We start from the raw sequence: 13,151 nt of genomic DNA on the forward strand, positions 1-13,151 counted from the left end.
TATATACCAATAGGTAGTGCTCAGTGAGTGCAACCAAAATGGTCCGGTAGTTCAGTTGGTTAGAATGCCTGCCTGTCACGCAGGAGGTCGCGGGTTCGAGTCCCGTCCGGACCGCCATTTTTATGACTTGTAAACGAAAACGTATAGTTTCGTTTTTTTTTATGTCTTTTTCTTTTCATACGTATCCAAGATACATTGAATGGCTTTGTGTTTGGCTACATGTTATGTAAAAAGAAAAGATAGATCACTTTAACCCAGCCTGGTTTTTTTCATACCAGGCTTTATTTATATCATTTTTAATTGAAACTGAAACTCATATTGGCTTACACTAATACTAATTATGTCTGACATCGTGTCTATTCAATCAATTGATTGCATGAAGGGGCTGTCTTTTTATGGATGAATTTGATCTTATTCGCCGAATTACACCAAAAGAAACACATCAGCGTTCTTTGGTTATGGGCATCGGTGATGATGCAAGTGTTTATCAACCTCATTCACATTGTGAAGAGGTCGTTTGTGTTGATACAATGGTGGAGCATGTTCATTTTCGCTTTGATTTTTCCACACCTTTTGAGATTGGCTTTAAAGCACTAGCGGTCAATGTCAGTGATATCGCCGCAATGGGAGGAACCCCAAAGTATTATCTTGTATCAATTGCAATCCCGCCTCATGGTGATGAGACGGTCGTTTCAGCCCTTTACGAGGGAATGAAAGCATTGGCTGATACTTATCAAATGGATTTGATTGGTGGAGATACGGTTGCCACTCGCAGTGACTATGTCATTACAGTGACGGTCATTGGCGAGGTACCAAAGGGGAAAGCTTGTTATCGTCACAGTGCTCAGACAGGAGACGTCGTCTTTGTCACAGGTCAGCTTGGTTCATCAGCTGCTGGCTTATCACTTTTAATGAACGAAATAGTCCCTCCCAAGGCAGTCGACACAGCCTTTTTTCTTGAGCGTCATAAAAAGCCTCAGCCTCATATTGCTGCTGGTATCATTTGCTCAAGCTTCCCTCGGGTCACTTTGAATGATGTGAGTGATGGATTAGCGAGTGAGCTGAATGAGATAGCCGAAGCGAGTCATGTGACGATAGAGATAGAAACAAACAAGCTCCCCGTACATCCAGATTTACCAGTGCTGCGTAAAGACTGGCTGGAATGGGTGTTATTTGGCGGGGAAGACTTTGTATTAACTGGTGCGATTCCAGAGGCTGATTGGGAAAGCTTTGAAATGCAATGTAGAAAAAAAGACATTCAAGTCAAACGCATTGGACAAGTCAAAGGTGATCAAGCAGCAAGCGTTCTATTAAAAGACAATGAGCAGCAAACAATGTTAATGAAAAATGGATATAATCATTTTAAGAAATGAGGTGACATCAACTGTGAAATTAACATGGACGACAAAAGGTGCGGATGAGACGAAACGAATTGCCGCTGCTTTGGCCAAACTTGTGATGCCAGGCGATGTTTTGACATTAGAAGGGGATTTAGGCGCAGGTAAAACGACTTTTTCAAAAGGTTTTGCAGAAGGCTTAGGGATTACCCGTATCGTCAACAGCCCTACCTTTACGATCATTAAAGAATATACCGATGGCAGACTGCCACTTTATCATATGGACGTGTATCGCATGGAAGATGCGGAAGAAGATATCGGGCTCGAAGAATATTTTGAGGGTGAAGGTGTATGCTTGGTTGAGTGGGCACATCTCATTGGGCCTCAATTGCCTTCCTCCTATTTGAAAATAGAAATGCTGAGAACAGAACGTGAAGAAGAACGTCATCTCACGTTTAGTGCAAAAGGGGATCGCTATGAGACCCTTTGTAAGGAGATGAAAGAATTTGACCATACTGGCAATTGATACGTCAAACCATACACTAGGAATTGCCCTTGTCAAAGATTCCACAGTGATTGGTGAGAGCATTACGTATTTAAAAAAGAACCATTCCGTCCGAGCGATGCCGACTGTTGAGGCATTGATGAAAGAATGTGGTGTAGCCCCAAGTGAACTAAGTAAAATTGTTGTAGCGAAAGGACCTGGTTCCTACACTGGCGTCCGAATCGGTGTGACCATTGCAAAAACACTCGCATGGACGCTATCTATCCCGATATCGGCTTTTTCGAGTTTAGAAACACTTGCGGCAAATGGTCAATACTTTGATGGATGGATCTCGCCACTATTCGATGCGAGAAGAGGACAAGTATATACTGGGCTATATACGTTTGAAGAAGGAAAGATCAAAGAGATCAAACCAGACCAAAATATCTTGCTCACGGATTGGCTTCATGAGCTGAAGCAAACAGGAAAGCCTGTCCTATTTCTTGGACAGGATGTGCATCTTCATGAGGAGAGCATTCGCTCCATTTTAGGAGAAACGGCTGTGATAGCGGAGGGAGCTTTTCATAACCCAAGACCTTCAATGCTTGCATTTTTAGCGGCAGATCGTCCTGCTGAAGATGTCCATCAGCTTGTTCCTAACTATATTCGTTTGGCAGAAGCGGAAGTGAAATGGCTTGAAGGACAAAAATAATCTCAACATAACAGAGATTCGAAAAATGACAGTAGCGGACATTCCAGAGGTGTATACGATTGAAGTGCATTCGTTTACTGCCCCTTGGAAAAAAGAATCATTTGTCTATGAGATTCTTCATAACCAGTACAGCCATTATTTTCTCATTGAAGAAGATGAGCAGCCTGTTGGATATTGCGGGGTCTGGATCGTCATGGACGATGCACAAATTACGAACATTGCGATTCTCCCTGAGCATAGAGGAAAGGGTTACGGGGAAGCGTTGCTGCGATATGTCATGGAATTTTGTAAAGAAAAAAAGACAGATCATCTTTCTTTAGAGGTGCGGGTTTCAAATACACCCGCACAATCCCTTTATGAAAAGCTTGGTTTCAGACCAGCTTCTATTCGAAAGAATTATTATACGGATAATGGGGAAGATGCATTGGTCATGTGGGTGAATATAAATGAATGAACAAACAGATCGATTCATATTAGGTATAGAGACAAGCTGTGATGAAACAGCTGCATCTATTGTGAAAAATGGGAAAGAAATTGTAGCGAATGTTGTCGCATCGCAAATAGAAAGCCATAAACGATTTGGCGGAGTTGTCCCAGAAATCGCTTCAAGGCATCACGTGGAGCAAGTCACCATCGTGTTAGAAGAAGTAATGGCACAGGCTAATATGAGCTTTCAGGATTTAGATGCCATTGCTGTCACAGAAGGACCAGGCTTAGTCGGTGCCCTTCTAATCGGTGTCAATGCAGCAAAGGCACTGAGCTTTGCTCATCAAATTCCTCTTGTTGGTGTACATCATATTGCGGGGCATATTTATGCAAACCAACTTGTAGATGAATTGGAGTTTCCATGTTTGGCTCTTGTCGTCTCTGGTGGACATACTGAGCTTGTACTAATGAGAGAGCACGGGTCTTTTGAGGTTATCGGAGAAACATTAGATGATGCGGCTGGAGAAGCTTACGATAAAGTGGCCCGGACGATGGGTCTTCCGTATCCAGGCGGACCTCATATTGATCGGTTAGCACATGAAGGAGAGCCAACGATTAAGCTTCCACGTGCATGGCTTGAAGAAGGTTCCTATCACTTTAGCTTTAGTGGATTAAAATCAGCTGTTATTAACACACTACACAATGCATCTCAAAAGGGAGAAACAATTGCTCCAGAGAATTTGGCAGCAAGTTTTCAAGCAAGTGTCATTGAGGTGCTTGTTGGGAAAACATTAAAAGCGGCAGAGGCCTATGGCGTCAAGCAGGTTGTCCTAGCTGGTGGAGTCGCTGCCAATAAAGGACTGAGAGAAGCTTTAACGACAGCATTCACGAAGCTTCCTGACGTGAAGGTCATTATTCCACCATTATCTCTTTGTACAGACAATGCAGCCATGATCGCTGCTGCTGGAACCATTGCGTTTGAAAAAGGTATAAGAGGCGATATGGCGATGAATGGCCAGCCGGGCTTACCGCTTGTCTCATATGAATGAAAACTCCTGTGGATACACAGGTTTTTTCATTTTTAATGAAAGCGATTTATTCACAAGTAAACGTGATATATCCACAATTGTTAGAAAATTTCGTTTTAAAATGAAGTGGATGTGCACAAATACGTTCTTTTATGTGGATATGTGATTAAATCTCTGTGGATAAAGTGGATAAGTCCGATTTTTAAAAGAATAATAAAGAAGTTATTGTGGATATTAATGTGGATAAGAAATTTTCACTAAAAGAAAAAAGAGCACCCATTAGGGCACTCTTTACGATTCGGATAGCTCTTCCCACTCTGCGAAAAGGGATTCCAGCTCTTGATGAAGCGTATCATTTTCTGTTTGAATGTTTTGGACCTTCTCGTGATCTTGAAAAATAGCAGGATCACATAGAAGCTCTTCATTTTCACCAAGCTTCGCTTCAATGTTAGCAATCCGTTCTTCAATTTCCTCGATTCTGCGCTGCTTTTGTCTTTCTTTCCTTTTCAGTTCTTTTTCTTCCGCATACGAAAGCTTTGCCGTTTCAACTGGCTTTGCTGCTTGTTTTTTCAGCGCCTCATTTTCTTGAATCGCTTCAAGCTCTAATTGTTCATTTTTCTTTTCAAGGTAGTAGTCATAATCACCGAGATACTCTTTTGTTTCTGTAGGCGACAGCTCGAATACTTTCGTTGCCAGACGGTTGATAAAATAACGGTCATGCGAGACAAATAAGATGGTTCCTGGATAATCAATCAGTGCATTTTCTAAAATTTCCTTACTATCTAAGTCCAAATGGTTTGTAGGCTCATCAAGTATCAGGAAATTGGCTTTTTGGAGCATCAGCTTTGCCAGGGCAAGGCGCGCTTTTTCTCCACCGCTTAATGCATGAACGGGCTTTAAGACGTCGTCACCGGAAAAGAGGAAGTTCCCTAAACATGTCCGAATTTCTTTTTCATTCATATGAGGATAGTCATCCCAAAGCTCATTGAGCACTTTTTTGGAGGATGTCAGTTTGGCTTGTTCTTGGTCATAGTAGCCGATTGTGACATGAGATCCAAAGGTGATGTCGCCTTTTACAGGCTTTAATGTGTTCGTTAACGTTTTTAAAAGGGTTGATTTTCCGATCCCATTAGGACCAATGAGTGCCACGCTATCCTCGCGTTTGATCTGAAAAGAAAGAGAGGATAGAAGCGGTGTTTTTTCATCATAACGAATGTAGAGATCATGTACCTTCAGCACATCATTGCCGCTTTGTCTCGTAATATCAAAATGAAAGTTTGCGGATTTTTCATCACCTAATGGCTTATCTATACGATCCATCCGTTCCAGTTGCTTGCGTCTGCTCTGAGCGCGCTTTGTGGTTGAGGCTCTTGCCAGGTTGCGATCTACGAAGTCTTGGAGCTTTGAGATTTCCTCTTGCTGCTTTTCGTAAAGCTTCATATCGCGCTCTAGCTGCTCAGCTTTCAGATCAAGATACTTACTATAGTTGCCTGCAAATTTTTTCATAGCAGTTCTTGAGACTTCATATACATGGTTCACCACTTTGTCTAAGAAGTAGCGGTCATGGGACACGATCAGAATGGCGCCTGTATAATTTTGCAAATACTGCTCCAGCCATGATAAGGTATCAATATCTAAATGGTTGGTCGGCTCGTCCAGAATTAAGAGTTCTGGTTTCATTAATAAGAGCTTTCCAAGCGCTAGACGGGTTTTCTGGCCGCCGCTTAAGGATTGAACGGTTGTCCCATCTTCAAAGTGACTAAAGCCGAGCCCATGAAGAATGGAGCGGACGTCTGCTTCGTATTGATAGCCGCCTTGATCTTTAAATTCCTGCTGTAGCCTGTCATAGGTTTTCATGAGGGAATCCAGCTCAGAACCTGTGGAGGAAGCCATTTTCTCCTCGATGGTTCTCATCTCTTGTTCCATCTTTTTCAAATGATCAAAAACCGATAATAATTCGTCTTTTAACGTACGTGTAGACGTCACATCGGTATGCTGTGCTAAATAGCCGATCGATAGGTCTTTTGGTTTGATGATCTCACCTTGTTCGTAAGACAATTGACCGGCAATGATTTTCAAAAGGGTGGATTTGCCTGCGCCGTTACGACCTACAATGGCAATCCGATCCCTTGCTTTGACTTCCAATTTTATATTCGTTAAAACGGTATCAGCACCAAACGATTTGGATAGCTGATTCACTTGTAGAATCATCATGTAACTTCACCTCTGCTATAATATGTTAAGTGTAGCTTATCAGCAGTAAACCAGCAAATGTTACATACAATCGCCATATTCAAATGAAAGACAGATAGGAAAAAATAGTGTATCATTTGAGTGAGGGAGCGTTGAAAAGATGAGTCAATTTAGCCACTTTAACGAACAGGGAAGAGCAAAGATGGTCGACATTAGTGACAAATCGTCTACCGTGAGAACCGCCGTTGCTGCTTCAAGTGTTCGTATGATAAAAGAAGTGTTTCATAAAATAGAGCAGCGTGAAATTGGAAAAGGGGATGTGCTGTCTGTTGCACAGGTTGCTGGCATTATGGCAGCAAAGCAAACATCTACCATCATTCCAATGTGTCATCCGCTTGCACTAAAAGGTGTGGATATCTCCTTTGATTGGGAGGAAGACGGAAATGCGCACATTCTGAACATACAAGTACAGGTGAAAACAAAAGGAAGTACGGGTGTTGAGATGGAAGCGCTCACTTCTGCTTCAGTATGTGCACTCACCGTTTACGACATGTGCAAAGCGATTGATAAAGGCATGATCATCGGTCCTACCTATTTAATTGAAAAGACAGGTGGGAAAAACGGTGATTTTCACAGAGCATCTGATATTTAAGTTGGAGGACCTTATATGAATATAGATCAGTCAAAAATTCCACAAGCGACAGCCAAACGTTTGCCGCTATATTACCGTTTTTTAAAAAATCTGCATGCATCAGGAAAACAAAGGGTGTCATCAGCAGAGCTTAGTGATGCAGTCAAAGTGGATTCTGCTACCATTCGCCGAGATTTTTCATACTTTGGTGCACTTGGGAAGAAGGGGTATGGCTATAATGTCGATTACCTTTTGACCTTCTTCAGAAAGACACTTGACCAAGATGAAATGACCAATGTCATGCTCATCGGTGTCGGGAATTTAGGGACTGCATTTTTACACTATAATTTCATCAAAAACAATAATACAAAAATTTCGATGGCTTTTGACGTCAATGAGAGTAAAATAGGAAGTGAGATAGGCGGCGTGCCTGTCTATGATTTGGATAAGCTTGAAGAGCATGTTCAAGAGGTAGGGGATATACCTGTTGCTATTTTGACAGTACCTGCCGTAGCAGCTCAACCCATTACAGATCGTTTGATTGCCCTTGGCATCAAAGGGATCCTTAATTTTACGCCGGCTCGATTGAATGTGCCGGAACACATTCGAATTCATCATATAGATTTGGCGGTTGAACTTCAGTCACTTGTGTATTTCTTAAAGCATTACTCTGTTACACAGGAGGATTGACGAAAAGGGGTAAAGGGGGTGGAGCAAATGGGTCCGATCGGTCCTGGAAGTTTGGTTCTGATTGCGATTGTTGCGCTCATTATTTTTGGGCCGAAAAAGCTTCCTGAATTAGGAAGAGCAGCAGGAGATACATTACGTGAATTCAAAAATGCCACAAAAGGTTTAGCTGATGATCAGGAAGAAAAAAAGAAAAAAGAAGATCAGTAGAATAGGATGAGCTTCATGAATGTCAAAGATATGCCGCTTATGGAGCATATTGTGGAACTGCGAAAACGTTTAGTGATCATTGCGATGTTTTTTGTCGCCTTTATGGTGGCTGGTTTTTTTCTTGCTAAGCCGGTCATTGTGTATTTACAAAATACCGATGAAGCGGCCACACTGACACTGAATGCATTTAAGCTAACAGATCCGCTGTACGTGTTTATGCAGTTCGCATTTGTCATCGCTTTGGTTTTGACGTGTCCCGTGATTTTATATCAGCTTTGGGCGTTTGTGAGCCCCGGCTTATATGAAAAAGAAAGAAAGGTGACACTTGCTTATATTCCGATTGCACTGCTTTTATTTTTGAGCGGTGTGGCTTTCTCTTATTTTATTTTGTTTCCGTTTGTCGTTGATTTTATGATGCGAATGTCGAATGATTTAAATGTAGAGCAAGTCATTGGGATTCATGAGTATTTTACATTTCTGATGCAGTTAACACTTCCATTTGGCTTTTTGTTTCAGATGCCCGTTGTGTTGATGTTTCTCACAAGACTTGGCATCATCACACCGATGTTTTTATCAAAAATACGGAAGTATGCCTATTTTGTCCTCCTTGTCATTGCCGCACTGATTACACCGCCAGAGATCGTTTCTCACCTCATGGTTACCTTGCCAATGCTCGTATTGTACGAAGTGAGTATTGTCATATCGAGAGTGACCTATCGCAAAATGCAGCAAACAGAGGAGAAAGAAAGTTATGATGTCACATAAAAAAAAGCATCGTGATCCGAATAAGGGTCACGATGCTTTTTCTATTGTGAAAGGAATTGATTGATCGCTTGAAATAGATGCTGATAATAGGCAGTCTCATGCGGGACAAAATCTTGTATACAGACTACTCTGCTTTTCTCACGTCGTTCTCCGAATTCATCAACTTCAAAGCCCTCCAGCTGCATGTTGTCACATTTTCTAGTGAAAAGCTGCTGTGCATCCATTAGTTTTGCTCTGTAAAGTCCAGCGACTTCTTCTTTTTGTAATTGAATGTTCATCTGCTCTTCTTGATGGACGTAAAGATAGGCATGGCAACATTCACGATCAGTCAAATCGGGTAGATGAATTTCATCCTGTATAACACCTGCAAAGGCTAGATCTTCAAAAGGGACAGTAAGACCAAGCTCTTCTTCTACCTCTCTCACACCGTCAGAAGGCTGTTCATTTGCTAGAAGGTGACCTGCTGCGGTGATATCAAACAGAGAAGGAAAATCCTTTTTTGCGGGACTTCTTAGCTGAAAATAGAGATATACGGTGTCATGTTCCTTTTTGAGAAGCCAGAAATGAAAGGTTTCATGCCAAAGGCCTCGGGTGTGGACATCTGAACGGGTTGTAACTCCAATCGTTTCATGCTGCTTATTTAAGATGTTCAGTTTTTCTTGTTCCATGAAAACTTGTCCTCCATAAAAAAACCATTTTCCAAGTGCGGAAAATGGTTTTTGATTTATTTTTGCTGCTGTTTTTTGAGTTTGACAGAGAAGGCAAACATTTTAAGCGCGATATTGATATTATAGGCCGCAAACACCATCAGCAAAATGCTGTAAAATGACCACATGTCACCTGGATTTTGAATGGCCATATAGGTGAAAGCCACACCTACGGCAAAATAAATGATGCCCCATACAACAGGGTTTCTCATGAGAAAAAGCCTCCAATAATCATTTGCATTGTTTGAGATTGTTCTTCAATCATTTTTCTTACTGGCTCAATCTGCACAAGAATAACGAGCGAATTCATCAGCATATGAGCACCGATTGGAACAATGATTCGTTTTGTTTTCGCATATAAAAAGGCAAAGGTAAAGCCCATTGCGGTATAAAGAAAGAAGTGGTCAAAATCAGAATGTGCAGCAGCGAAAAATACTGAACTAACAAGTGCCGCAATAAAAAAATTCGACCTTTCATAAATTACACCAAAAACGATTTTTCGGAAAATAATCTCCTCAAGTATCGGTCCAATTAGTGCAATAATAACAACCAGAAAAGGAAAAGCATCCATAATAGATAAGATATTTTGCGTGTTTTCTGACTCACGTCCAATGCCGAATGCATATTGTTCAATCATTCCTGCAATCGATTGAGTTAGAAGTGATAGAAAGAAACCGACAATGATCCAAGCGATTGCCGCGCCGACTGAAGCCGGTTCTTCATTTCGAAGTGAAGCTCTTGGCACAGTCCGAAGGATGAGCAGAATAATGATTAATCCGACACAGAAGCTGATGATTGTCCATGTACCTGACAATTTAGAGAGCTCTGCTTGTGTCATCGGTGTCTGAATGTAACCTAACCACTTCATAATGAACACATACGGAAACGCAGAAACCTGCACCAATATATACGTTAAGATGATGTACCAATATTGTTTTTTCAAGTAACGAAAACCCCTTTACTAAAAGAACTAGATTTATTGTAACACAAGTCTTCTTTTTCGATGAAAAGGAAAGAATCTGAGTTGAAAAAAGATCATGAAAGCGTAAAAATTTTTAAAGGTTTTTACTTGAAATTACAGAAGACATTCTTTATTATAATAAATGTGTTAGCACTCACTGGTGATGAGTGCTAAAAAAAGACTACATATAAAAATTGAGGAGGTTGTTTCTTATGTTAAAGCCATTAGGCGATCGCGTAATCATTGAACTCGTTGAATCTGAGGAAAAAACCGCTAGCGGTATTGTGTTACCGGATTCTGCAAAAGAAAAACCGCAAGAAGGTAAAATTGTTGCAGCAGGTTCAGGCCGTGTACTTGAAAGTGGTGAGCGCGTTGCGTTAGAAGTAAACACAGGCGACCGCATTATCTTCTCAAAATATGCAGGCACTGAAGTGAAATATGAAGGCAAAGAATATTTAATCCTTCGTGAGAGCGACATTTTAGCTGTTATTGGTTAATCACATAAAAAACATTGAGATACATTTTTAAAAAGACTGAGGAGGTTTCGTTATTATGGCAAAAGATATTAAGTTCAGTGAAGAAGCACGTCGCGCGATGCTACGTGGTGTAGATGCACTTGCAGATGCTGTAAAAGTAACTTTAGGACCTAAAGGACGTAACGTGGTTCTTGAGAAAAAATTCGGTTCTCCACTTATCACAAATGATGGTGTAACGATCGCAAAAGAAATCGAATTAGAAGATGCATTTGAAAACATGGGTGCAAAACTTGTGGCTGAAGTTGCAAGCAAAACAAACGACGTAGCTGGTGACGGTACAACGACTGCAACAGTTCTAGCTCAAGCGATGATCCGTGAAGGTCTTAAAAACGTAACAGCTGGTGCAAACCCTGTTGGCGTTCGTAAAGGGATCGAAGAAGCAGTGAAAGTAGCACTTGAAGGCTTGCACGAGATTTCTAAACCAATCGAAGGCAAAGAATCAATTGCTCAAGTTGCGTCTATTTCTGCAGCAGATGAAGAAGTTGGAAGCCTAATCGCTGAAGCAATGGAGCGTGTAGGTAACGACGGCGTGATCACAATCGAAGAATCTAAAGGATTCACAACTGAGCTTGAAGTGGTTGAAGGAATGCAGTTTGACCGCGGATATGCTTCACCATACATGGTGACGGATTCTGATAAGATGGAAGCGGTTCTTGAAAATCCTTACATCTTAATCACTGATAAAAAAATCACAAACATTCAAGAAATCCTTCCTGTACTTGAGCAAGTTGTACAACAAGGAAAACCATTATTGCTCATTGCTGAAGATGTAGAAGGCGAAGCACTTGCAACACTTGTTGTGAACAAACTTCGTGGAACATTCAACGCAGTGGCAGTAAAAGCACCTGGATTCGGTGATCGTCGTAAAGCAATGCTTGAAGATATCTCTGTTCTAACTGGCGGAGAGTTAATCACAGAAGATCTAGGACTTGACCTGAAATCAACTGAAATCGGTCAGCTTGGCCGCGCTTCTAAAGTCGTTGTGACAAAAGAAAACACAACCATCGTAGAAGGTTCAGGAGATTCTGCTCAAATCTCAGCACGTGTGAACCAAATCCGTGCACAAGTAGAAGAAACAACTTCTGAATTCGATAAAGAAAAATTACAAGAACGTCTTGCAAAACTAGCTGGTGGCGTCGCTGTCATCAAAGTTGGTGCTGCAACTGAAACAGAACTAAAAGAGCGTAAACTACGCATCGAGGATGCACTCAACTCAACTCGTGCAGCAGTTGAAGAAGGTATCGTATCCGGTGGTGGTACAGCACTTGTGAATGTATACAAAAAAGTCGCTTCAATCAAAGCTGATGGTGACGTTCAAACAGGTGTAAACATCGTTCTACGTTCTCTTGAAGAGCCAATCCGCCAAATCGCTCACAACGCAGGTCTTGAAGGATCAGTCATCGTTGAGCGCTTGAAAAACGAAGAAATTGGCGTAGGCTTCAACGCAGCAACAAACGAATGGGTAAACATGATCGAAAAAGGAATCGTTGACCCAACAAAAGTAACTCGCTCTGCACTTCAAAACGCAGCTTCTGTTGCAGCAATGCTTCTAACAACTGAAGCAGTCGTTGCTGACAAACCAGAAGAAGGCGGCTCAGGCGGCGGAATGCCGGATATGGGCGGCATGGGCGGAATGGGTGGCATGATGTAACACCCTCGAAAACCCCTTGAAATATAGGGGTTTTTGTTTTGTCTTCATGAATTTGGTCACGATTTCTGATGAACTGAAACCTTCACCGCCTCTCATTCGTTAACATAAGAGATAATGATTTTATGAATCTTTACCTAAAATATGATTATAAAAAGAAAAGCGGTGATCGTATGGGCTTGACGACTTGGGTGGCGATTATTGTTGCACTGGCCGTCGTGTTTGGATTGTTTGGATCGAAGAAGCGTGATAAATAAGAGGTTGCAACCCACTTCTACAGAGGAAGTGGGTTTTTTTATTGCAAATACAACATTAATGAACTATACTAATTTTAATGATTTATTGTAAATGCAACAAAAAGGAGTCGTGATAAATGAAAGAGATTTTACGAGAAATCGGCGTGATTGCTCGGGCGCTTGATTCCATTAGTAATATTGAATTTAAAGAGTACGATTTAACGAAGGGGCAGTATTTGTATCTTGTGCGTATTTGTGAGGAGCCGGGCATCATTCAGGAAAAGCTAGCGGAAATGATCAAGGTGGATCGAACAACGGCTGCCCGTGCTATCAAAAAACTAGAGCTTCATGGTTTTATTGAGAAGAAAGATGACCCGGTGAATAAAAAAATCAAAAAGCTGTGTCCAACCGATAAAGGGAAAGCCATATATCCACTGATCAAACGAGAACATGATTACTCGAATCAAGTAGCGCTGGATGGATTTTCTGAAGAGGAAGTGGAACAGATAAATGAGTATCTCATCAGGGTGAGACAAAATATCGAAAAAGATTGGGATTATGTGAAAAAAGGAAATAAGAGACGCTACTAA

At 41.4% G+C, this 13,151-nt stretch carries 17 protein-coding genes and 1 tRNA gene; 14 read left to right on the forward strand and 4 right to left on the reverse strand.

Annotation, left to right across the window (positions count from 1 at the left end; genetic code table 11):
• Positions 1-40 precede the first annotated feature (40 nt).
• The 6 genes from MHI33_RS03325 (at position 41) to tsaD (ending at position 4,008) form a co-directional block, all read left to right on the forward strand.
• Positions 41-117: transfer RNA gene (locus MHI33_RS03325), tRNA-Asp, on the forward strand.
• Between the two features lie 278 nt (positions 118-395).
• Complete coding sequence (gene thiL, locus MHI33_RS03330; RefSeq protein ID WP_340909096.1) at positions 396-1,373, forward strand: thiamine-phosphate kinase; 978 nt, start codon at positions 396-398, stop codon at positions 1,371-1,373.
• Positions 1,348-1,863, forward strand: a complete 516-nt coding sequence (gene tsaE, locus MHI33_RS03335; protein ID WP_445661769.1) for a tRNA (adenosine(37)-N6)-threonylcarbamoyltransferase complex ATPase subunit type 1 TsaE — start codon at positions 1,348-1,350, stop codon at positions 1,861-1,863. Before thiL ends, tsaE begins: the two co-directional genes overlap by 26 nt.
• Entirely contained in the window at positions 1,844-2,533 is a 690-nt protein-coding gene (gene tsaB, locus MHI33_RS03340) for a tRNA (adenosine(37)-N6)-threonylcarbamoyltransferase complex dimerization subunit type 1 TsaB (RefSeq protein WP_340909101.1), read from the forward strand. Before tsaE ends, tsaB begins: the two co-directional genes overlap by 20 nt.
• Positions 2,534-2,558: 25 nt before the next feature.
• Positions 2,559-2,987 (forward strand): ribosomal protein S18-alanine N-acetyltransferase, encoded by a 429-nt coding sequence (gene rimI / locus MHI33_RS03345; RefSeq protein ID WP_003214231.1) that lies wholly within the window; start codon positions 2,559-2,561, stop codon positions 2,985-2,987.
• Positions 2,980-4,008 carry a tRNA (adenosine(37)-N6)-threonylcarbamoyltransferase complex transferase subunit TsaD gene (tsaD, locus tag MHI33_RS03350; RefSeq protein ID WP_283924178.1) on the forward strand — a complete coding sequence of 343 codons (1,029 nt, stop codon included), beginning with the start codon at positions 2,980-2,982 and terminating at the stop codon, positions 4,006-4,008. Before rimI ends, tsaD begins: the two co-directional genes overlap by 8 nt.
• 270 nt (positions 4,009-4,278) lie before the next feature.
• Here the strand turns inward: tsaD and MHI33_RS03355 are convergent, their stop codons facing one another.
• Positions 4,279-6,201, reverse strand: a complete 1,923-nt coding sequence (locus MHI33_RS03355) for an ABC-F family ATP-binding cassette domain-containing protein (protein WP_283924179.1) — start codon at positions 6,199-6,201, stop codon at positions 4,279-4,281.
• Positions 6,202-6,340: 139 nt separating this feature from the next.
• Between MHI33_RS03355 and moaC the strand changes: the two genes are divergently transcribed.
• From moaC to tatC, 4 genes are read left to right on the forward strand one after another with little or no spacing between them, the layout of a single operon-like run.
• Positions 6,341-6,832 (forward strand): cyclic pyranopterin monophosphate synthase MoaC, encoded by a 492-nt coding sequence (moaC, locus tag MHI33_RS03360; RefSeq protein ID WP_003214058.1) that lies wholly within the window; start codon positions 6,341-6,343, stop codon positions 6,830-6,832.
• 15 nt (positions 6,833-6,847) lie between these two features.
• Positions 6,848-7,501, forward strand: a complete 654-nt coding sequence (locus tag MHI33_RS03365; protein ID WP_003214118.1) for a redox-sensing transcriptional repressor Rex — start codon at positions 6,848-6,850, stop codon at positions 7,499-7,501.
• Positions 7,502-7,528: 27 nt separating this feature from the next.
• Positions 7,529-7,708, forward strand: coding sequence for a twin-arginine translocase TatA/TatE family subunit (locus MHI33_RS03370; RefSeq protein ID WP_003214302.1), 180 nt, complete (start codon positions 7,529-7,531; stop codon positions 7,706-7,708).
• Between the two features lie 15 nt (positions 7,709-7,723).
• Positions 7,724-8,473, forward strand: coding sequence for a twin-arginine translocase subunit TatC (gene tatC / locus MHI33_RS03375; protein ID WP_437435422.1), 750 nt, complete (start codon positions 7,724-7,726; stop codon positions 8,471-8,473).
• Positions 8,474-8,514: 41 nt separating this feature from the next.
• Here tatC and MHI33_RS03380 read toward each other — a convergent pair whose 3' ends face one another.
• Genes MHI33_RS03380 through MHI33_RS03390 form a run of 3 tightly spaced genes read right to left on the reverse strand, consistent with a single transcriptional unit; the run spans position 8,515 to position 10,123 of the window.
• Positions 8,515-9,141, reverse strand: coding sequence for an NUDIX hydrolase (locus MHI33_RS03380; RefSeq protein WP_065099115.1), 627 nt, complete (start codon positions 9,139-9,141; stop codon positions 8,515-8,517).
• Between the two features lie 56 nt (positions 9,142-9,197).
• Entirely contained in the window at positions 9,198-9,392 is a 195-nt protein-coding gene (locus tag MHI33_RS03385; RefSeq protein ID WP_003213897.1) for a YdiK family protein, read from the reverse strand.
• Positions 9,389-10,123: a CPBP family intramembrane glutamic endopeptidase gene (locus tag MHI33_RS03390; RefSeq protein ID WP_065099116.1), complete on the reverse strand. Its 735-nt coding sequence runs from the start codon at positions 10,121-10,123 to the stop codon at positions 9,389-9,391. The genes MHI33_RS03385 and MHI33_RS03390 overlap by 4 nt, the downstream gene beginning before the upstream one ends.
• A gap of 230 nt (positions 10,124-10,353) precedes the next feature.
• On the opposite strand from MHI33_RS03390, the gene groES reads away from it, so the two are divergent.
• The 4 genes from groES (at position 10,354) to MHI33_RS03410 (ending at position 13,151) form a co-directional block, all read left to right on the forward strand.
• Positions 10,354-10,638 (forward strand): co-chaperone GroES, encoded by a 285-nt coding sequence (gene groES, locus MHI33_RS03395; RefSeq protein WP_003214120.1) that lies wholly within the window; start codon positions 10,354-10,356, stop codon positions 10,636-10,638.
• A 55-nt stretch (positions 10,639-10,693) separates the two neighbouring features.
• A complete protein-coding gene (groL, locus tag MHI33_RS03400; RefSeq protein WP_065099117.1) occupies positions 10,694-12,328 on the forward strand; it encodes a chaperonin GroEL in 1,635 nt (544 codons plus the stop codon).
• 122 nt (positions 12,329-12,450) lie between these two features.
• Positions 12,451-12,582: a hypothetical protein gene (locus MHI33_RS03405; RefSeq protein WP_258395145.1), complete on the forward strand. Its 132-nt coding sequence runs from the start codon at positions 12,451-12,453 to the stop codon at positions 12,580-12,582.
• A gap of 116 nt (positions 12,583-12,698) precedes the next feature.
• Entirely contained in the window at positions 12,699-13,151 is a 453-nt protein-coding gene (locus tag MHI33_RS03410) for a MarR family winged helix-turn-helix transcriptional regulator (protein WP_044141446.1), read from the forward strand.

The sequence above is a fragment of the Bacillus sp. FSL K6-2971 genome, from assembly GCF_038006405.1.
In the GTDB taxonomy this organism is placed as follows: domain Bacteria; phylum Bacillota; class Bacilli; order Bacillales; family Bacillaceae; genus Bacillus; species Bacillus pumilus.